This window comes from Flavobacterium jumunjinense (assembly GCF_021650975.2).
Taxonomy (GTDB): Bacteria; Bacteroidota; Bacteroidia; order Flavobacteriales; family Flavobacteriaceae; genus Flavobacterium; species Flavobacterium jumunjinense.
In genome coordinates, this window is the sequence record NZ_CP091285.1 from 2,031,805 (window position 1) to 2,054,080 (window position 22,276).

General features: G+C 33.0%; 16 protein-coding genes. 7 read left to right on the plus strand and 9 right to left on the minus strand.

What is annotated here, in order from left to right; all coding sequences use genetic code 11:
* Positions 1-21: 21 nt before the first annotated feature.
* Entirely contained in the window at positions 22-921 is a 900-nt protein-coding gene (locus L2Z92_RS08990; RefSeq protein WP_236458487.1) for a NifU family protein, read from the minus strand.
* 101 nt (positions 922-1,022) lie between these two features.
* Between L2Z92_RS08990 and L2Z92_RS08995 the strand changes: the two genes are divergently transcribed.
* The 3 genes from L2Z92_RS08995 (at position 1,023) to L2Z92_RS09005 (ending at position 9,391) form a co-directional block, all read left to right on the plus strand.
* The gene (locus tag L2Z92_RS08995) at positions 1,023-7,799 is read left to right on the plus strand and encodes a choice-of-anchor L domain-containing protein (protein WP_236458488.1); all 6,777 of its coding nucleotides are present in this window, start codon (positions 1,023-1,025) and stop codon (positions 7,797-7,799) included.
* 6 nt (positions 7,800-7,805) lie between these two features.
* Entirely contained in the window at positions 7,806-8,810 is a 1,005-nt protein-coding gene (locus L2Z92_RS09000) for a PorP/SprF family type IX secretion system membrane protein (RefSeq protein ID WP_236458489.1), read from the plus strand.
* 65 nt (positions 8,811-8,875) lie between these two features.
* Positions 8,876-9,391, plus strand: coding sequence for a gamma carbonic anhydrase family protein (locus L2Z92_RS09005; RefSeq protein ID WP_236458490.1), 516 nt, complete (start codon positions 8,876-8,878; stop codon positions 9,389-9,391).
* 130 nt (positions 9,392-9,521) lie between these two features.
* On the opposite strand, the gene murI is transcribed toward L2Z92_RS09005, so the two are convergent.
* The 8 genes from murI to L2Z92_RS09045 form a co-directional block, all read right to left on the minus strand.
* Entirely contained in the window at positions 9,522-10,301 is a 780-nt protein-coding gene (gene murI / locus L2Z92_RS09010; protein ID WP_236458491.1) for a glutamate racemase, read from the minus strand.
* Positions 10,302-10,379: 78 nt separating this feature from the next.
* Positions 10,380-10,883, minus strand: coding sequence for an OmpH family outer membrane protein (locus tag L2Z92_RS09015; RefSeq protein ID WP_236458492.1), 504 nt, complete (start codon positions 10,881-10,883; stop codon positions 10,380-10,382).
* Between the two features lie 31 nt (positions 10,884-10,914).
* Positions 10,915-11,865, minus strand: a complete 951-nt coding sequence (locus tag L2Z92_RS09020) for an OmpH family outer membrane protein (protein WP_236458493.1) — start codon at positions 11,863-11,865, stop codon at positions 10,915-10,917.
* A 121-nt stretch (positions 11,866-11,986) separates the two neighbouring features.
* Positions 11,987-14,641, minus strand: coding sequence for an outer membrane protein assembly factor BamA (gene bamA, locus L2Z92_RS09025; RefSeq protein WP_236458494.1), 2,655 nt, complete (start codon positions 14,639-14,641; stop codon positions 11,987-11,989).
* Between the two features lie 7 nt (positions 14,642-14,648).
* On the minus strand, positions 14,649-15,395 hold the full coding sequence (locus L2Z92_RS09030; RefSeq protein ID WP_236458495.1) for an isoprenyl transferase: 747 nt from the start codon (positions 15,393-15,395) through the stop codon (positions 14,649-14,651).
* Between the two features lie 3 nt (positions 15,396-15,398).
* Positions 15,399-16,082, minus strand: coding sequence for a type IX secretion system protein PorG (porG, locus tag L2Z92_RS09035; protein WP_236458496.1), 684 nt, complete (start codon positions 16,080-16,082; stop codon positions 15,399-15,401).
* A 124-nt stretch (positions 16,083-16,206) separates the two neighbouring features.
* Positions 16,207-17,085: an NAD kinase gene (locus L2Z92_RS09040; RefSeq protein WP_236458497.1), complete on the minus strand. Its 879-nt coding sequence runs from the start codon at positions 17,083-17,085 to the stop codon at positions 16,207-16,209.
* 32 nt (positions 17,086-17,117) lie between these two features.
* A complete protein-coding gene (locus L2Z92_RS09045; RefSeq protein WP_236458498.1) occupies positions 17,118-17,777 on the minus strand; it encodes a CBS domain-containing protein in 660 nt (219 codons plus the stop codon).
* Positions 17,778-17,872: 95 nt separating this feature from the next.
* Here L2Z92_RS09045 and L2Z92_RS09050 point away from each other — a divergent pair, with 95 nt between their 5' ends.
* The 4 genes from L2Z92_RS09050 to L2Z92_RS09065 all read left to right on the plus strand — a co-directional run bounded on the left by L2Z92_RS09050 (position 17,873) and on the right by L2Z92_RS09065 (position 22,265).
* Positions 17,873-18,586 (plus strand): pyridoxine 5'-phosphate synthase, encoded by a 714-nt coding sequence (locus tag L2Z92_RS09050; RefSeq protein ID WP_236458499.1) that lies wholly within the window; start codon positions 17,873-17,875, stop codon positions 18,584-18,586.
* Complete coding sequence (locus L2Z92_RS09055; RefSeq protein WP_236458500.1) at positions 18,586-19,347, plus strand: alpha/beta fold hydrolase; 762 nt, start codon at positions 18,586-18,588, stop codon at positions 19,345-19,347. Before L2Z92_RS09050 ends, L2Z92_RS09055 begins: the two co-directional genes overlap by 1 nt.
* 117 nt (positions 19,348-19,464) lie before the next feature.
* Positions 19,465-20,697, plus strand: a complete 1,233-nt coding sequence (locus tag L2Z92_RS09060; RefSeq protein WP_236458501.1) for an OmpP1/FadL family transporter — start codon at positions 19,465-19,467, stop codon at positions 20,695-20,697.
* Between the two features lie 17 nt (positions 20,698-20,714).
* Entirely contained in the window at positions 20,715-22,265 is a 1,551-nt protein-coding gene (locus L2Z92_RS09065) for an SGNH/GDSL hydrolase family protein (protein ID WP_236458502.1), read from the plus strand.
* Positions 22,266-22,276: the final 11 nt, after the last annotated feature.

Sequence of the window (22,276 nt, forward strand, 5' to 3'; positions counted from 1 at the left end):
TTTTATGAATATTATTCTGAATTATGCATTAATAGCTTCAACCATTAAATCATTGTCATTTAACATTTGTCTTAACATGTTTTCAATTCCGTTTTTTAAAGTAAAGGTAGAAGAAGGACAGCCGCTACAAGCTCCTTGTAATATAACTTTAACCTTTTTAGAATCGGCATCAAAAGATTCAAACATAATGTTTCCACCATCACTTTGAACTGCTGGTTTAATGTATTCCTCTAATATGTTTATTATTTGTTGAGAAGTAGTGTCTAATTTATCAAAATATTCATCTTGTTGCTTAGTGTGTACTACTGTTTTTGTAATTAATGATTCATCAATAACTACATTTCCATTTTCAATATACTCTTTAATGAAAGTGCGTAACTCTAAAGTAATCTCATTCCAGTCTGCAACTTCATATTTGGTAATTGAAATATAGTTTTCATCAAAAAATATTTCCTTTACAAATGAAAATTTAAAAAGTTCTTTTGCAAGAGGAGATGCAATTGTATCGTCAATGTTCTTACATTCTAATAAAGTATTTGTTAGTAGCTTATTACAAACAAATTTTTGAACTGACGGATTAGGAGTTGTTTCAGCATAAACTGTTATTGGAATCTTTTTTGTTGGATTTTCATCTTCAATCAAAATTACTCCACCATCTTCAATGAAGTTTTTAATTTGTTGAGCCACTTCATTTTGAACATCTTCCCATTCTACAATAGAGAATTTTTCAATTGCAATAAAATTAGCAGAGATGTATACAGTTTTAACAAAAGGTAGATAAAATAACTTGGATGCAAGAGGAGAATTTTTAGTCTCATCAATGTTTTTATATTCGAAATTTTTACCTTTTGTGATGTGATTTTCCAACTCAAACTTCAAAATCGAAGGACTATTTGTGCTTTTAATCGATATTTCTGACATTATAACGTGCTTTGTGCAAAGATACGAACAAATTGTTTTTGATTATTTATATTTGTTTTAAACAAGTGAATTATTAACAAAAATATAACTAACACGTTAAAATGAAAAAGCTTTACTATTTATTTTTAATGTTGTTTGCGGTTTTCGGATTTTCTCAATCAATTACTGTTAATACAACAACATATACTGTACCAGAGTTGGTTCAGGATGTACTAATAGATTCCCCCTGTGCATTAGTATCTAATTTTACATCTTCACCTGCTTGCGGTATTGGATATTTTGAGTATTCAGGTACGAATTTTGATTTTCCAGCAGGGATGATTCTGAGGAATGGAACTGTTACATCTACAGCAGGTCAATATACTAATACGGATTTGTCAACCGATTGTTCAGGTGTAGGTGATGCGGATCTATTAGCAATCAGTAATGCAAGTGGACAAACAGGAACAATTAATGATGCAACTTATGTGCAATTTGATTTTACGCCCTTAACTGATAATTTTAGTTTTAACTTTGTTTTCGCATCTAATGAGTATGGAACATATCAATGTAGCTTTGCTGATGTTTTTGCATTTATCTTAACAGATTTAACTACAAATACGTCAACTAATTTAGCTGTAATTCCTGGCACCACAACTCCAGTTTCAGTTGTTAATATTAGAGATACGGCCAATAATGCTGTTTGTGCATCAGCAAATGTTTCTTTTTTTGATACTTATTATGAGTTACCGATTGGTTCTACTGGGCCGTTAGCTAATAGTTTGATGAATATGAGAGGTTTTACAGTTCCAATGACTGCATCTGCAACGGTAGTGCCAAATAATAATTATAGAATAAAGCTTGCAATTGGAGATTATACCGATTCTTCTTTTGATTCGGTAGTGTTTATTGAAGCTGGAAGTTTTAATGTGGGTACAGCCGATTTATCTTATCCTGTAGGAACAGGTATTGAAACTGTAGACATGACAGTTGCTAATGGTTTAGCTTTGTGTCCTGGTGATACAAAACTTATAGATACGGGACTTAGTTCAACGGATTATAATTTTGTTTGGACTCTAGATAACGGTTCGGGACCAAATGTAATTGCGGGTGAAACTGGCCCAACATTATTAGTGACTCAAGGAGGTACATATTGTGTTGAAGCAAGTAATGTTTCAGGAGGGAGCTGTATTCAGACAGATTGTATTATAGTTGAATATCTTCCTGGTTTTTCTGTAAACAGTCCTGCTGCTGATTTAGAAAGTTGTGATGAGAATTTTAATCTTAATGATAATATACCTGAAATTTTAGGCTCTTTAGACCCTGCTAGTTACGATGTTTTTTTCTTTGCATCTGCTGCAGATGCAAATGCAGGTTTTCCACAAATTTCAAATATTTTTGTAGACTCTAGTCCATCAACGACTATATATGTAAGGGTAGAGAATTTTACAATTCCTTGTCCTGCTTTTTCTCAATTTAATTTAGTGACTGTGCCTTGTGGAAATCCTGATCAACCATCCGATATGGTTGTTTGTGACGATCCTAGTAATGATGGTTTTGAAATTTTTGATTTGACTTCTCAAGATGCCGTTATATTAGGAGTTAATAGTGCTGCGGATTATAGTGTTACTTATTACACTACACAAGCAGGAGCAGATGATTATACAGTCACTACTACAGATGCAGCTACACCGTACACAGGCTTTAATGGTACAAATCAAGTGATTTATGTAAGGATGCAAAGTATTGCCGACCCAACAGTTTATAATACGACGACCTTTAATTTAGTTGTAACGCCTACACCAGTTTTAACGAGTTTAAGTGGAACTGGACCAATTTGTGCAGGATCAGATGCTATTTTCACGCTAGTTGGTACTGCTAACGCTACGGTTACTTATACTTTAGATGGCGGAAGTACAACGGATACTGTTGTTTTGGATGCTTCTGGAAACGGAACAGTTACAGTAGTAGGTGCAATGATTAATCAAATGATTGAATTATCATCTATTTCCGTAGGAAGTTGTGTTACTCCATTAACAAATACAGCAACGATTACAGTTAATCCATTACCAGCAATAACGAGTTTAACGACTAATAGTCCGATTTGTGCAGGTGAAGATGCTATTTTTACTATAGTTGGAACGCCCGATGCAGTTGTAGATTATACTTTAAATACGGTTGCACAAAGTATCAATTTAGACGCTTTAGGAAATGGAACAATAACAGTTACAGCAGCTACAGTTGACCAAACAGTTGCGTTAACATTAATTACCAATCCAACAACTACTTGTTCATTAGTAGTAACAGATACAGCAACAATAACTGTTAACCCGTTGCCAACAGTAACAAGTTTAACGACAAACAGTCCAATTTGTGCAGGTGAAGATGCTATTTTTACGATAGTTGGAACGCCTGACGGAGTTGTTGATTATACCGATAATACAGGTGCTCAAAGTATTACTTTAGATGCTTCTGGAAACGGAGTTGTTACTATAATTGGAGCGCTAGTAGATCAAACGATTACTTTATCGTTAATTACAAACCCAGCAACTACTTGTTCATCAGTAGTAACAAATACAGCAATAATTACGGTAAATCCATTGCCTGTTTTAACAAGTTTAAGTGGAAACGGACCGATTTGTGCAGGCGAAGATGCTATTTTTACAGTAGTTGGAACGCCTGATGCAGTTGTTGATTATACTTTAAATACAGTTGCTCAAAGTATTACTTTAGATGCTTTAGGAAATGGAACAATAATAGTTACAGCAGCTGCAGTAGATCAAACAGTTGCGTTAACATTAATTACCAATCCAACAACTACTTGTTCATTAGTAGTAACAGATACAGCAACAATAACTGTTAACCCGTTGCCAACAGTAACAAGTTTAACGACAAATAGTCCAATTTGTGCAGGCGAAGATGCTGTTTTCACGATAGTTGGAACGCCCGATGCAGTTGTTGATTATACTGATAATATTGGTGCAAAAAGTATTACTTTAGATGGCTCTGGAAACGGAGTTGTTACTATAGTTGGAGCGCTAGTAGACCAAACAATTACTTTATCATTAATTACAAACCCAACGACTACATGTTCTTCAGTAGTAACTGATGCAACAACTATAACAGTAGTTCTGTTGCCAGTTTTAACGAGTTTAAGTGGGAACGGACCAATTTGTGCGGGCGAAGATGCTATTTTTACGCTAGATGGTACTGCTAACGCTACCGTTACTTATACTTTAGATGGAGGAACTACAACGGATACTGTTATTTTGGATGCTTCTGGAAACGGAACAGTTACAGTAGTAGGAGCAATGATTAATCAAATGATTGAATTATCATCTATTTCAGTAGGAAGTTGTGTTAGTTCATTAACAGATACAGAAACAATAATTGTAAATCCATTACCAACAATAACAAGTTTAACGACTAATGGTCCAATTTGTGCAGGCGAAGATGCTATTTTTACTATAGTTGGAACGCCCGATGCAGTTGTAGATTATACTTTAAATACGGTTGCTCAAAGTATCACTTTAGATGCTTTAGGAAATGGAACAATAACAGTTACAGTAGCTACAGTTGATCAAACAGTTGCGTTAACATTAATTACAAATCCAACAACTACTTGTTCCTCAGTAGTAACAGATACAGCAACAATAACTGTAAATCCATTACCAACAGTAACAAGTTTAACGACAAACAGTCCAATTTGCGAAGGCGAAGATGCTATTTTCACGCTAGTTGGAACACCTGATGCAGTTGTTGATTATACCGATAATACAGGTGCTCAAAGTATTACTTTAGATGCTTCTGGAAACGGAGTTGTTACTATAGTTGGAGCGCTAGTAGATCAAACGATTACTTTATCGTTAATTACAAACCCAACAACTACTTGTTCATCAGTAGTAACAAATACGGCTACAATTACGGTAAATCCACTGCCTGTTTTAACAAGTTTAAGTGGAAACGGACCTATTTGTGCAGGATCGGATGCTATTTTTACTATAGTTGGAACGCCAGATGCAGTTGTAGATTATACTTTAAATACGGTTGCTCAAAGTATCACTTTAGATGCTTTAGGAAATGGAACAATAACAGTTACAGCAGCTACAGTAGATCAGACGATTGGATTAACATTAATTACAAATCCAACAACTACTTGTTCATTAGTAGTAACAGATACAGCAACAATAACTGTAAATCCGTTGCCAACGGTAACAAGTTTAACGACTAACAGTCCAATTTGCGAAGGCGAAGATGCTATTTTTACGATAGTTGGAACGCCTGATGCTACAGTGAGTTATACCATTACAGGAGTTGTAGCTACACAAACAGTTCTTCTAGATGCTTCTGGGAATGGAATAATAACAGTAACAGCAGCAACAACAGATCAGACTGTTACATTATCATTTATCGAAAACACAACAACAAATTGTATTTCGCCATTAACCAATACAGCAACGATTGTAGTTAATGCGATTCCAGATGTTACAAGTGTAATAGGAAACGGACCAATTTGTGAGAATGAAGATGCTATTTTCACGATAGTTGGAACGCCAAATGCTACAGTTAGTTATGCAATAACAGGAGTTGCAACAACTCAGACGATTGTTTTAGATGCTTCTGGAAATGGCATAATAACAGTTGCAGGAGCAATGGCTACGCAGACGATTAATTTGATAGATATTTTTATAGGAAGCTGTTTAAGAAACTTAAGTAATTCAGCAACAGTAGTGGTTAATCCATTACCTAATGTTACAAGTATAACCAACAATGGTCCAATTTGTTCTGCTACAAATGCTGTGTTTACTATTACAGGAACACCAGGGTCGCAAGTTAGTTATACAGGAGTTTCAGGTTTACCTGCTAGTCCAGTTACGTTGAGTGCTTCAGGATCAGCAACGGTAATGGTGGCTAATGCTACTACAAACCAAACAATAAACTTAACGTTGGTAACTAATCCAACGACAAGTTGTAATAGTGCATTAACAATGACATCAACAGTTGTTATTTCAGCAGCAACGACATTAACATTGATTTCTGATGTAGCGACAGAGAACCAAACAATTTGTGAGAACTTTTCATTAAGTTCGATCAACTATCAAGTTTTAGGAACAGCAACGAATGTAGTTGTTACAGGTTTACCAACAGGAGTAACAAGTTCTTATAATGCAGTAACAGGAGTTGCAAGCATAAGCGGAACGCCAAGTGCTCCAGGAGTTTATCCTTATACAATAACAACAACAGGAGGTTGTGCACCACAAGCGACAGATAATGGAGTGATAACAGTTACTATTGCCCCAACAGTTACTATTGTGAATAACACGCCAACGATTTGCGATGGAGAGGCTATGGATGTAACAATAACATCAGATGTTCCAGGAGCAACAATTTATTGGACAGCTTCAGCACAAGGAATAAATGAAATTATTTCAGGAAATGGAGTAGGGCCAATTGTCTTAAATCAAAACCTTACATTACAAACAGGGCAGTTTTTACCAGTAGATTTAGTAGTTACAACTTATGGTGTTGCTGATTGTATTGGACAAACTCAAACTTTTACGGTTCGAATTAATCCAATTCCATCGGTTGATTATACTGTTATTGATGATTCGATATGTTCAGGAGAAACGACACAAATTAGTTTGTTTTCAGATGATTATCCAGGAGCAAGTTTTAGTTGGACTTCAGAAGTTGTTTCAGGAGGAACAGTTTCTGGAATGAGTAATGGTTCAGGATCAATGATTACAGATACTTTAACGACTGCAAATTTAACGGCTTCAACGGTTGTGTATCATGTAACTCCAACAATGGGTATTTGTGCAGGAACGGTTGTTGATATTACAATTACAGTAAATCCAGTACCGGTTGATGATTTAACATTCTCGGGTTCTATAAACGCAATTTGTAGTGGAGAGATGCCTAATGTTACGGTAGCATCAGGAAACAACAATGTAGTTTACGAGTGGAGTGTTCAGTTGAATGGAGTAGCGGTAACAGGAGGAGTTACAAGTGGTGTTTCTACAAGTAATATTCACTTGATAGATCATGTTTTAACCACTACAGGATTGGTAGCAGGAACGGCAGTTTATACCTTTACACCAAGATTAGGAGATTGTTTAGGAGTGCCAAGACAGTATACTCAAATTGTAAACCCATTACCGCAACCTGTATTGTTAGATGGTTCAATTTGTGTTGAATTATCAACAGGTTTAGTATTCCAAAGTCATCATTTAGATTCAGGAATACCAAATACTGCAAATTATGATTTCAATTGGTATTTCAATGGAGCACCAATTCCAACAGCAACACAAAGTACCTATGATGCTACAGAAGCTGGATCTTATTATGTAGAGGTTCAAAACATAACTACAGGGTGTTCGAATACATCAAATACAATAACAGTAAACGAGATCAATAACGCTACAGATTTCACCTATACAGTAACAAATGCATTTACAGATAATGCAACAATAACAATAACAGTAATAGACGGAAATGGAAGTCTTTTATATCAATTAGATGATCGAGATCTTCAAGATTCGAATGTATTTACAGGAGTAAGTGCAGGAGAACATATTGTTACAGTAGTAGATGAAAAAGGTTGTACTTATCTAGAAAAGAGTATTTTAGTAGTTGATTATCCTAAGTTCTTTACACCAAATGGAGATGGGTATAATGAAACTTGGAATATTTTTTCATTAAGAGGTCAATCTAACACAAAAATTTATATCTTTGACCGATACGGTAAATTGATCAAACAAATCAGCCCGGAAAGCCAAGGTTGGGATGGTACCTTTAACGGTAAACAATTACCTTCAGCAGATTACTGGTTCACAGTAGAGTATGAAGAAAACCAACAAAAGAAAGTATTTAAAGCACATTTTTCATTAAAACGATAACCTACAATGGATTTCAAAAAAAGTTATTTAATTTTAGTATTGTTTCTTACACAATTATCATTTTCGCAAGAAGGAATAGCAGTTTATTCAGATTATTTATCTGACAACTATTATTTAATCCACCCGTCAATGGCCGGAGCTGCCAATTGTGGGAAAATACGATTAACTGGACGTCAACAATGGTTTGGTCAACAAGACGCTCCATCTTTACAAACATTAAGTTTTAATACTTCAATAGATGAAGATGGAAAATCAGGTATAGGAGCAATTGTTTTTAATGATAAAAACGGATATCATTCACAAAGAGGAGCGAAATTAACGTATGCACATCACTTGCGTTTTTCAAGAGGGACATCAGATTTAAATCAATTATCATTTGGTTTAAGTGCTGCTTTTGTTCAAAGTCAATTAGACGAAACTGAATTTCAAAATCAAGCATTCGATCCATTTATAGTTGGAGGGATTTATCAAAAAGATGCCTATTTTAATGTAGATTTAGGAATGTCTTATCACTACCTTGACTTCTTTACACATTTCACGGTTAAAAATTTCTTAGCAAATAGAAGAGAGATATATTCAGAAGGTATTGAGTCAGATAACTTAAGAAAATTTTTATGGAGTGCAGGAGCTGTTTTTGGAGATGAAGATAGATTATTATGGGAGCCTTCGTTCTTATTTCAGTACACTCAAGAAACTACAGAGAAAGCAATCGATTTAAACTTGAAAGTTTATAAAGGAATGGACTTTGGTAGAGTTTGGGCAGGTTTGTCATACAGAAGAAGTTTTGATGGAGCAGAATATTTAAACGGAAACAAAGTAGACGAACAAAAATTACAATATGTAACGCCTATATTGGGTATTAATTATAAACAATTTATGTTTGCTTATACTTATTCACATATTATAGGGAATATTAAATTCGACAATGGAGGATTTCATCAATTAACATTAGGAATGGATATATTCTGTAAAGCTAAAGAGTGGAGCTGTAATTGTCCTGCTGTGAACTAAGAAATTAGAAAAAAATAATATATTTGTGTCCCGATTCATTCGGGACATTTTTATATATACAAGTTATGATAATAAAAGAAGTAAGAGGTAAATATCCTCAAATACCAGAAGATTGTTATGTTGCAGAAAACGCGACAATAGTTGGAGATGTTGTTTTTGGAGAAAAATGTAGCGTATGGTTTAATGCGGTAATAAGAGGCGATGTAAACGCTATTAAAATCGGAAACAAGGTAAATATTCAAGATGGAGCAGTAATTCATTGTACCTATGAAAAACACCCTACAATTATAGGAAATAACGTTTCGATTGGTCACAATGCAATTGTACATGGATGTGAGGTAAAGGATAATGTACTTATTGGAATGGGAGCAATTGTTATGGATAATTGCGTGATAGAAAGTAATTCAATAATTGGTGCAGGTTCTGTTGTTACTCAAAATACAGTAGTCGAATCTGGGACAATTTATGCAGGAATTCCAGCGAAAAAAGTTAAAGATATAAATGCAAGTGATTTTGCAGGAGAAATTGAACGTATTTCGAATAACTATGTAATGTATTCTAGCTGGTTTAAAGAAGAGTAGGAGCGAATTTTTCAGTCTTTTTTTAAACGAAGTTCCTGCTGTTCGTTAAAGTTTCTAAAAATGAATTTTTAGAAAGCTATCACTTCCATCAGGGCTAGCTTGTTATTTGTCTTCTTATCAGTTAGGAAACCTAAAAATCGTTGTAAAAAACATTTTCATTATCACCTAAAATAGATTTTAAAACTGTAGGGTTGGTATTTGTGTAAAAAATCGAATTGCTTATTTGATTGTTGCTGTTTAAGAAATCAAATTTATTTAAAATGTTGAAAGTTTGTTTAGCTACAGCTTCACCAGAATCTATAATTTTAATATGCTCTGGAAGAATTTTTTTAATTTGTGGAACCAGATAAGGATAATGACTACAGCCAAGAACTAAATAATCTATGTTCTGTACAATCATTGGTTTTAAATAACTTTCTAAAAGAACACTCATTTCAGTTGAGTTAATATCACCGCTTTCTATTAATTGAACTAAGCCATGTCCAATTTGTTCTACAAACTTGATATTAGGGTAATTTAAGAGCTTCTCATGAAATAATTCGCTATTAAGTGTACCTTTTGTAGCTAAAATTCCGATAGTCTCTGTTTTGGATAAATTTGCAGCAGGTTTAATTGCTGGTTCAATTCCAATAAAAGGAACTTTGTATTTAGCTCTTAATTCCTTTATTGCGTTCGTTGTAGCAGTATTGCAGGCAACAACAATAATTTTACAATTATTGTTTAATAGGAATTCTGTGTTTTTAAAAGAAAGCGCTATAATTTCCTCTTTAGATTTTAATCCATAAGGAGCATTGTAACTATCTGCTAAATAGATAGTGTCTTCACTAGGCAGTAGTAAATGTATTTCTTTCCAAATTGATGTTCCGCCTATTCCGGAATCAAAAAGTCCTATAGGATTGTTTTTTGTCATAGAGAACAAAAATAAAAAAAAACTGCTCAAATTTTAAGTCATTTGAGCAGTTAATTATAAACTATTTTTTGAGATAAATTAGAAACCTAATTGTTTCTTAACATCTGCTAATAAATCTGGACCTTTAGCAACGATTAAACCACTACCTTCAGTAGCATCTAAAACATAGTCATAACCTTTAGCAGTAGCTACTTTTTGAATAGCCGCTTGTGCTTTTTCCATGATTGGTTTTAGTAAGTCTAATTCTTTTTGTTGCAATTGACTACTAGCTTTTTGTTGAAATTCTTGAATACGTTGCCCCATAGTTTGCATTTCTTTAGAGCGAGTTTCGTTTACTGCTTCACCAGCTGTTGGAGCTTCTTGTTCGTATTTTTGTAATTTAGTTTGGTATTCTTGAACCATTCCTTTGTACTCTTTGTCATAAGTTTCTTGAAGAGTCTGTAATTGTGCTTGAGCTGTTTTCATCTCAGGCATAGTAGTCATTAATGCTTTCACATCAATATGAGCCGTTTTCGATTGTGCAGATACTTGTGTAGTGATTATAAGTACTAATGCAATAGCTAAAGTTTTAAATTGTTTCATTGTCTATTTTAAATTTAATTTTGGTTATTTTTTATTCTTTTTCTTTACTCTTTTGTTCTTCTAGTTTTGCTTTCTTGGCAGCTTCCCTTTCAGCTATAACTTTTTTTCTTCTTTCCTCAATAATTCTTTTTCTTTCTTCTGGAGTTGTTGGGGTATTAGAATCTTGTTTATTAGGTTCTTCAGTTTTGTTACCTGTACTATCCTTTTCAATTACTGTGCCATTTTTTGCAGCTTCTCTTTCATCTTTCAGTTTTTGTCTCTTTTCTTCTGCTGCTTTTCTTCTGTCTTCTAGCAATTTTTCTCTAGCAGCTTTACGTTCTTCTAGTAATTTTTCTCTGGCTGCTTTTTTATCATCTAATACTTTTTGTCTTTCAGCTAAAGCAGGATTCTCATCTTGTAGGTCTTCAATAGCTTCTTTTGCATCTTGTATTTTTTGTTCTTTTTTAGAAAGTTGTTGTCTCTTTTCAGAGCGCATTATAGCTCTTACTACTTGGTCGCTAATGTCGTGTCTTTGACTTGCAAATAGTATTGTTAAATCAGAAGATTTGTCAAAAATAAAATCATATCTTTTTTGTTCAGCAATATCTTGTATCGCAGTAAAAACTTGATCTTGAATTGGCTTTATTAGAGTAGTTTTCTGGATAATTAAGTCTCCTCTTGCCCCAAAACGTTTTTCTTGATAATCAAATAATTCTTTTTCTTGAAATGAAATCTCTTCTTCGCGTTCTTCAATCAATTCTTTTGTTAAAAGAACTTTTTCGGTTGCTAAGTTTTCTTTTAATTTCGTTATTTCATTTTTTCGTACTTCAATATCTTCTTTCCATTTTGATGCTTTTAAATCAAGTTGGTTTTTTGCCTCAGCATAATCAGGTACTTTTTCAAGAATGTATTCCATATCGATATAACCAATACGAACACTTGCTGTTTGTGCAAAATTGCTGAAGTATACAAAAAGTAATGTAACAAAAAATAATTTTTTCATCTGCTTGTTTAATTTTTAGTTTCTATTTTCAGATGTTACTCATAAAACATGCCCGAAAGATAAGAAATGTTTTTTTAAGTTTAATTTTCATCTGTATATTTTAAACTAAACGTCAAAAGTACTAGAATTGTTGTCCAATAATAAAATGTGTTTGCCAACCACTTTTAGAAGTTTCACCAGGAATCGCATCAAAACCATGTGCGAAGTCAATTCCTAGTAATCCAAAGGCAGGCATAAATACCCTAAGTCCGAATCCAGCTGAACGTTGTAAGTTGAACGGATTATATTGTTTAAAGTCATTAAATGCTGCTCCACCTTCAAGGAATGCTAAGCCGTAAATTGTAGCTGCTTGCTTTAATGTTATTGGGTATCTTAACTCTAATGAAAATTTATTATATATTGTTCCACCATCTACAGAAGATAATGAGTTGTTTGGATATCCTCTTAATTGTATTGTTTCTCTACCGTCTAATGCAAAGTTAGCTAAACCATCACCTCCTAGGTAGAATCTTTCAAAAGGTACAAGACCTCTATCTTGATTGTATGCTCCCATGAAACCAAATTCACCTAAAGAACGTAATACTAATTTGTCATAAATTCGAGTATACCAATCTGCTTTTACTTTTACTTTGTAATATTCTAACCAGTTGAATCTTTTTTGATCCACTTTAGATGGATCTGCTACTGCGTCTGCTATGCTTCCTGCTTTCTTAGGATTAGGATTACTTTGAGAAGGAATTGCTTCTAGATAATCTCCTTCGTTTACAATTGTAGTAACACCATTTTCGGTATATGTATAACTTGCTCCAGTGTGTTTGTATTTGTATTCTTCTAAGTTTCCTAAGTTTTTATAATCTACACCGTTGAATAATGAATAAGGAAGTGTAAATCTTCCTGAAACACTAAATTCAGACCCGTAAGTTGGGTAAATAGGGTTGATACCTTTACTGTTTCTGCTTAAACCAATTGTGTAAGCAAGGTTTCTAGATGAACCATCTCCAAATGTAAATAATCCTGTGTTATAATTATTTAGATCATAATATTGGAAAGATACACTTTGCGATAATACAAAATAATCATCTGGTACATTTAATTGCTTTGCAATTCCAACAGATAATGATGTAATATTGAAACTTTGGTTACGAGTTACATCTCTAGTTTGGTAATTGTATAAAAACTGTTTACTATGTGATAAAGATGTTGAAAAACTTACTGGTTTTCTCCCGCCAAACCATGGCTCAGAAAATGATAAACTATAAGTTTGGAAATATGAACTTCCTTGTAATCTTAATGACATTTTTTGACCATCACCCATTGGTAAAGGTTTGTATGAATCTTTTTTAAAGATGTTTCTTGCAGAGAAGTTATTGAAAGATAAACCTAGTGTTCCAATAAAACCACCACCACCATAACCTCCTTGAAGTTCTATTTGACTGGCACCTTTTTCAACTACGTTATATTCGATATCAACTGTTCCTGCTTGAGCATCAACATTTTTAAAATCGGGTCTAATTGCTTCTGGGTCAAAAAAGCCTAACTGTCCAATTTCACGAACAGATCTAATTAAGTCTTCTTTGCTGTATTTTTGACCTGGTTTTGTTTTTAATTCTCTATAAATTACGTGGTCATTTGTTTTGTCATTACCAACTACTGTTATTTTGTTAAAATAAGCTATTGGACCTTCTGTAATTCTAATTTCAAAATCAATAGTATCATTTACTGTTTTTACTTCTACAGGATTAATGCTTGAGAATAAATAACCGTTGTTTTGATATAAATTTGTAATATCCTCTGCATCAGGGGAGCTGTTGTCTGCAATTCTTTTTTGTAATTGAACACCATTATAAACGTCTCCTTTTTTAAGTCCTAAAACGCGGCTTAGTTGTTGGTCTGTATATATTGTGTTTCCTAAAAAACGGATATCTCCGAAATAGTATTTTTTACCTTCTTCTAAGTTTATTTTTATATTTAATAAGTTTTTTTCTTTATCGTAAGTAATGCTGTCAGAAACTATTCTGGCATCTCTAAAACCTGTTTCTTTATACTTGTCTATAAGACTTGCTAAGTCTTCATTGTACTTCTCTTTAATAAATTTAGAAAGTTTGAATATTCTTAAAGGATTTTTCTGTTTTGTGTTTTTAAGTGCTCTTCTAAGTTTTGCATCTGTTATTTGAGAGTTTCCAGAGAAATCAATGCTCTTAATTTTTACTTTACTTCCTTTATTTATGTTTACAATCATTTTTACTTCAGTTTCAGTAGAGTCTGGAGTAGTAGTGATAATTACTTTTGTGTTGTAGAACCCATCTTTCTTATATTTGTTTTCAATATAATTTTTGGTGGTTGTTATTAAATTTTCATTAACAACTTTTCCTTTTTTAAGATCTGTATCTTTAATTAAATCTTCTGCTTTTCCTTTTCTAATTCCTAGAATTTTAATATCGGAAAGCTTTGGTGATTCCATTAGGTTTAATTCTAAGAAAATACTATCTCCCTTAATCTCATTTACATAAAAATTAACATCACTGAACAGTCCAAGTTTCCAAAGTTTTTTAATTGCAGAACTGATGTCTTCACCAGGGACTTGAATTTTTTGCCCTTTTTCAAGGCCAGAAAATGTTACAACGGTTTGTTCGCTATATTTATTCTTACCCGTTACATTAATACTTCCTAAGATGTATTCTTTTCCGTTTTCTAATTTTGTTTCCTGAGCAACTAACTTTGTACTGTTACCAATAATTAATATGGTAAAAAGTAATTGTAAACCTTTTTTTAACATTGTTTTTTTATGAAATTTGTTCACTAGTTTTTCCAAATCGTCTTTCTCTACTTTGATAATTCCTTATGGCTTCAAATAAATCTTTTTCACTAAAATCAGGCCATAATACATCTGTAAAATAAAATTCTGCATATGCAATTTGCCAAAGTAAGAAATTACTTATTCTGTGTTCTCCACTTGTTCTTATCACTAAATCTACATCTGGCAGATTATGCGTGTAAAGATGCTCATTAATAATTGATTGGTCAATAGCGTCATTGGAAATTATATTATTTTTAACTTTATCAGAAATTTTTTTAACAGCTTGAATAAGCTCTTCTCTTGCTCCGTAACTAAGCGCTAAGGTTAACGTCATTCTAGTGTTTGCTGACGTTTTCTGAATAACTTCGTTTAATTCTTTTTGAACTTTCTCGGGGAGATTTGTTAAATTTCCTATTGCGTTCAAACGTATGTTGTTTTTCTCTAAAGTGTTTAATTCTTTCTTGAGCGATCCAACTAAAAGCCTCATTAAAGTATCAACTTCTAGTTTTGGTCTGTTCCAGTTTTCTGTTGAAAAAGCATAAAGTGTAAGGTTTTTTATTCCGATTTTTGCACACAATTCAACAGTTGTTCTAACCGATTTAGTGCCTTTTTCATGTCCAAAAGCTCTTAAGAATCCTTTTTGTTTTGCCCATCTACCATTTCCATCCATTATAATTGCTAAATGGTTGGGAAGATTATTTAGGTTTATGTCTTTAGCTGTTTCTATACTCATATATTAATTTGCACAAAAGCAAGGATTTTTTCCAAAAGTATAGGTCAATGTTATACCTGAGAAAACATACCAGTCTTTACTGTTTAAATTACCAAATTGAAATCCTTTTAGGTTATTGTTTCTTGGGTTACTTCCATCTAGATTGTCAGTGAATGTATATCTAGCTCCAATTTCTGCTCCTAATACGAAATGACTAAATAATCTTGTTTTTAAGCCTATAATCATTGGAATAGCGAATTGACTATGTCTATAGTCTAGTTTGTCTGTTTTGTTTACAATGTAATTTTCATTATAAATGAAGTAATTTAAACCAGTTGAAACATAAGGTGTCATTGCCCAGTCTGAATTATGTAAGTCAAAATCAAAAAAATTAAATTCTAAACCTGCTGAGAATTCATCAATATTATTTTGAAAATTAATACCTCTTAAATTTCTGCTAGGAACGTCACTGTCATAATCATTTGATCCTATTTGTCCATGAATATAAGAAAATCTCCATGAATGCCTAGGACTCCTGTTCCATTTGTATATAATACCAAATGCAGGTTTGTTAGGTGATATATAAGTAGTTGGACCTACATCTCCAATGTAGTTAGTACCTCCTAAAAATACGCCTAATTCGTTGATTTGAGCATTAATACTTAATGAACTAAAAAGTATAAATATGTAAAATAATAAATTTCTCATTTTTGAAAATAGTTTGCAAATATAACAATATAGATTTCTTTACCACGTTTTAATGGAAAAATTATTCCTAAATAAATGGGTTTAATACAAACGTAAAAAGGAGTTAAAAGTTATGTTTCATGTATTAATTTCTTCGATCTTCACCCCAAAGTAGTTTTTTTCTTATTGTTTTTAAGAAGCCTTCCTCTTTGAATTCGATCATATTTATCTGAAAAGAGGTTTTTTTTATCCTTAATAGGGTGTCGTTGGTAACAGATGTGATTCTTGAATCTAAAGAAACTAAATATTGCTCTTCTCTACCGGAGACTTTCAATTCTATTTCTGTGTCATCTGGAATAACCAAGGGTCTTGCGTTTAAATTATGTGGAGCAATTGGTGTTATTGCAAGGCTTTTTACTTCTGGTATTAAAACTGGGCCACCACAACTTAGTGAGTATCCCGTTGAACCAGTTGGTGTTGATATTATTAATCCGTCTGCCCAATAAGATGTTAGATATTCACCATTTAAATAGGTGTCTATTGTAATCATGGAAGTGGTATCTTTTCTAGAAACAGTTACTTCGTTTAATGCAAAATTTAAATCTACTAAATCCGGATTTCTTGGTGAACAAGTTAAACTTAATAAGCTTCTTTTGGAGATTGTATAATCTCTTGATAGGATTTTAAGTAGCATAACTTCAATGTTTTGTACCTGAACAGTTGCCAAAAAACCTAGTCTTCCTGTGTTTATTCCAATAATAGGTATCTTTTTGTCTCGAACATAAGTCACAGCTCTTAGTATTGTTCCATCTCCACCTATGCTAATTAGTGCTTCAATATCGTTGTTTAACTCTTCGTGATTTGAATAGGTATTGCATTTGTCTTTTAATGGACTTGAAATACTATTAAAGTAGCTTTCCTCTATGATTAATGTAGTGTTATTCTGAAGTAAAACTTCTAAGACTTTTTCAATTATTTCTTCGGTACTTGATTGATAATGTTGACCAAATATTGCAATTTTCATGTTGTTATCCTTTTGATGTTGCTTTAATTGATTTAGATATTTAAATATTTATCTAAATAATCAGAACGATCTTTTAAGTTTTTTAAATAGCTATCTTCTTGATGTTCAGAAACGATTTCATATTCATATCTTCGAAATGTTTGTATGATGTCGTTTAAAGCACTTTGACTAATTTTTAGTGTGAATTCGATATGGTTGGCTTCTGTTTTTGATATGAATAGACCCAACAGCTTAGCATTATTGCTTTCTACAATCTGAGCGACTTGACTCATAGAAAAACCATTTATTTCTTTCCTGATAACTAATAAAGCTCCTTCATCTCTTAAGAAAGGTGTTTCGTGGAAGAAACGAATTACGTCTTCTAGTTCATAATAACCGATATATTTGTTTTGGTTGTTTAAAACTGGAACTATATTGGTTTCGTTTTTCGCAAATTCTTCTAAAACTTCGAGCCAAATCATTTCAGAGCGAACATAAAATCGCTCGAAATCATAACGATTTTCTTCTATTTTTGAGTCAGAATCTAGTATTTCTGCATTTTCCTTAGTGATACATCCAATATAGATTCCATTTTCTGTAATTGGAAAATGAGAATACGCATAGTCTAAGAATAAGTCCTGAGCATCAGCTATTTTGCCTTCGCTATTAAGGGGCTTGATATCGTTGTTTAGAAAATCAATTAATGAGTTCATTGTGTATTTTGAGCTTATTTCGATGCAAAATAATTAAAAATAGCTTATTAAAGCTATTTATACTTTGTATTTTTGTAAAGTTAATAAAAAAGATCATGACAAAGTTATCAGTAAATATCAATAAAATAGCAACTTTAAGAAATTCTCGTGGAGGAAATGTTCCCGATTTATTAAAGGTTGCTAAAGACGTACAGAATTTTGGTGCAGAAGGAATAACAATTCACCCTAGACCAGATGAAAGGCATATTCGTTATCAAGATGCGAGAGACTTAAAACCTGTAGTTTTTACAGAATACAACATAGAAGGAAATCCTGTGAAAAAATTCATGGATTTGATTTTAGAGGTTAAGCCAACTCAGGTAACATTAGTTCCAGATGCTGATAATGCGATTACATCAAATGCAGGCTGGGATACTATTAAACATAAAGATTTTCTTGTAGAGATTATTGAGGAGTGTAAAAGAAATAGTATTAGGACTTCAATTTTTGTTGATCCAGATGTAAAAATGATTGAAGGAGCAAAGCTTACAGGAGCAGATAGGATTGAATTGTATACTGAAGCATTTGCGCATGAGTATTCTTTAGGGAATCGAAAAGGTATAGATGATTATGTTAAAGTTGCTTTAGTTGCAAACGATTTGGGTTTAGGTATTAATGCAGGTCACGATTTAAGTCTGGATAATATCAGGTTTTTCAAAGAAAATATTCCAAATTTATTAGAAGTGTCTATTGGTCACGCATTAATTTCAGAATCACTATATTTAGGAATAGAGAATGTGGTAAATATGTATCTTCAAAAATTAAAATAATGTTATTTTCAAAAATAGAAGGAAAAGGAAAACCTTTTGTAATAATACATGGTTTTCTAGGAATGTCAGACAATTGGAAAACTTTGGGAGCTCAATTTGCAGAGCAAGGTTTTGAAGTTCATATGTTGGATATGAGGAATCATGGAAGAAGTCTTCAGTCGGAAGAATTTAGTTATGATTTGATGGTTGAGGATGTTGTAACCTATTGTAAAGAGAAGGAGTTAAAGGAAATTATTTTGCTCGGTCATTCGATGGGTGGAAAAGTAGCAATGCAATTAGCGTGTTTGTATCCAGATTTATTGGAAAAACTCTTGATTGCAGATATCGGGCCTAAATATTATGCACCACATCATCAAAAAATTATAGAGGGTCTTCAAGCGGTTGATTTTAGTACTCAACCAAGTAGGAGTGATGTAGATGAAATTGTATCGAAATATATATCAGATTTTGGAACAAGGCAGTTTTTGTTAAAAAATTTATACTGGGAAACTCAAGGTCAGTTAGCTTTTCGATTTAATTTAGATGCTCTAGTCAAAAACATTGAAGAAATTGGTAGAGTTTTGCCTGATGATTTAAGTTTTGAAAAAGAAACTATGTTCTTAAGGGGAGCGAATTCTAATTATATTCTAGACGATGATATTTCAAGTATCGAGCATCAATTTCCTAAGATGAAATTAGTAACTGTTCCAAATTCAGGGCATTGGTTGCATGCAGAACAGCCTAAGATTTTCTATTCTGAGGTTATGAATTTTATTAAATAGCAGAAAAATATTATGAATGCATAATATTTTTTGATAAAAAATTGTTAATTCCATATTTTATTATAATTTTGAAAGATAGATGATAATAATTCAAGAAACTAAACACATTTTAACATTATGAGAAAATTACTTTCTTTAACATTAATGGCTTTGGCGAGCTCAACTGCTTTTGCGGGTGGTTATAGAGTAAGTATTCAAGGTCAGAAGCAATTAGCAATGGGGCATACTGGTGTTGCTGTAATTAATAGCGCAGAGGTTGCCTTTTTTAATCCAGCAGGAATGGCTTATTTAGATAAGAAATTCAATGTCTCTGTAGGTGCAAATGCGCTTTTTTCGAAAACGAGATTTCAAAACTCAGAATACAATTGGACAAACAAGAGTGATAACTTAGGAACACCATTTAGTGTTTATGCAACATATAAATTAAACGATTGGTTAACTGCTGGTTTAGCGGTTTATACACCTTACGGAAGTGCTGTGGCTTGGGAGAAGAACTGGGAAGGTGCTCATTTAGTAAATGATATCGACTTACAAGCAATTTTTGTTCAGCCATCTATTTCGATAAGAGTGGGTGAGCATTTTAGTGTAGGTGGAGGACCAATTTATGCAATGGGTTCTGTGAATTTTAATAGAAACTTAGCACCAGCAGGTGGATTAACTGAGAATGCAGATGTTACTATTGATGGTAAAAATATTTCTGCATGGGGATATAACTTAGGAATGATGATTAATCCAGTGGAAGGATTTAGATTAGGTTTAAATTATCGTTCAGAAATTATAATGGAAGCTCGTGATGGCGATGCTACTTTTAATAATTTACCTGCATTATTACAAAATGATCCAAGATTTAATCCTACAACATTTGACGCAGATTTACCATTGCCAGCAGAATTAACAGCAGGTCTTTCTGTAAATGTAACAGATAAATGGTTGGTAGCATTTGATTATAATTACGCTATGTGGAGTGCTTATAAAGCTTTAGATGTTAGGTTTGGTAACGGACAAGAGTCTATTAATCCTAGAAATTATAAAAATTCTAGTACTTATAGATTTGGTACGCAGTACTTAGCAAATGATAAATTTACTTTTAGAGCAGGATATTATATAGATGAAAGCCCAGTTCAAGATGGCTATTTTGCACCAGAAACTCCAAGAAACGAATCTATGGGATTTACGGGTGGTTTAACATATCAGTTTAGTGAAAAATTAGGGGTTGACTTATCATTCTTGTACTTACATTTTGATCAAGTTGATAATTCTTATGATCATTTTTCAGACGGAAGTAGCTTTGGAGGTACTTATAAATCTTCAGTATTTTCTCCTGGGCTTGGTATAACATATGGTTTTTAATCTAAAATAAAATTAAAATGAAAAATAAATTTATATACTTAGCTATTTTAGCGGCTGGTTTTATTTCATGTGAACCAGAATTTGAAAATGAAGTAGATGCAGATTATACTAATGGTAATGCGAATTTTTCTTCATACGTTGCCGTTGGTAATTCATTAACTGCAGGATATATGGATGGTACTGTTTATAAATCGGGTCAAATGAATTCGTTTCCTAATTTGTTAGCGCAAAAATTTTCTCTTGTTGGTGGTGGTGCTTTTACACAGCCATCATATGAAGAAGATGTTAATGATTTAGGAGGTATTTCAGGAATACCAGGTTTCGGTACAAGATTAGTTATTGATGCTTCTCAAGGGAGACCTGAAAATTTAGCAGGAACACCTACAATTACTTTAACTCCTCAAGCTACGGCTTATAATAATATGGGAGTTCCAGGTGCAAAATCATTTCATTTATTAGCTGCGGGCTATGGAAATGTAGCTAATTTACCAAATGCGAACCCTTTTTATATAAGACATGCAACATCTGCAACATCTACTGTTTTAGGAGATGCAATGTCAAAAAATCCAACATTTTTTACCAACTGGATTGGAGCAAATGATGTTTTATCATACGCTACTAATGGAGGTGCGCAAGCAGACGGAGTAACTCCAGCTGTAGATCATAACGTTACTGGGAATTTAGATCCAAGTACTTATGGTAGTAATGATATTACTAATTCAACTGCTTTTGGCGGGGTTTATACGCAAATAGTAAATACTTTAACTTCTAACGGAGCAAAGGGTGTTGTTGCGACTATTCCAAGTGTAACTTCTATTCCTTACTTTACAACAGTACCTTACAATGCATTGCCTGCTGAGGCTACTTCTTCAAACGCTACTGCTGTAGCATTATATCAGTTTTTAGCTTTGGCTACTGGTGGAAGAATAGCGCCCTTAAATACTGCTGCTGGGACTAAAAATCCAGTATTAATTAGAGATGAGGACTTGACAGATATTGGAGGTACAATTCAAGCATTTGCAGCAGGTTCTGGAAACCCATTATTAGTGTCAAATGCTGCTGCTTTAGGTGCTTTATACGGAAAAGCTAGACATACTACTGCTAATGACTTAATGATTTTGCCTTCTAGTTCAGTAATTGGTCAGCCAAGTGCAACAGGTACAGCTCCTTTTAATGTGAACGGTGTAACTTTGCCTTTAGCGAATAGATGGGTATTAACTTCAAATGAGAAAACAAAAGTGCAAAATGCCATAACAGCATATAATGCAGCTATAGTTTCAATAGCTAATTCAAAAGGATTAGCTATTGCAGATATGAATGCAATATTAGGACAGTTAGTAACAGGGCTTAGAGTAGATTCTGGACAATTTTATACTGCAAATTATTTTAGCGGTTCCGCTACTGAAAATAAAGTATTATTCTCTTTAGATGGAGTTCATCCTAATGCTCGTGGTTATGCAGTAATAACAAATGAGATTATAAAAGTAATAAATCAACATTATGGTTCTAAAATGCCATTATATTACCCTTCTTTTTTTCAAGGGATACATATAGTAGCAACGAATTAGAACTGACAAAA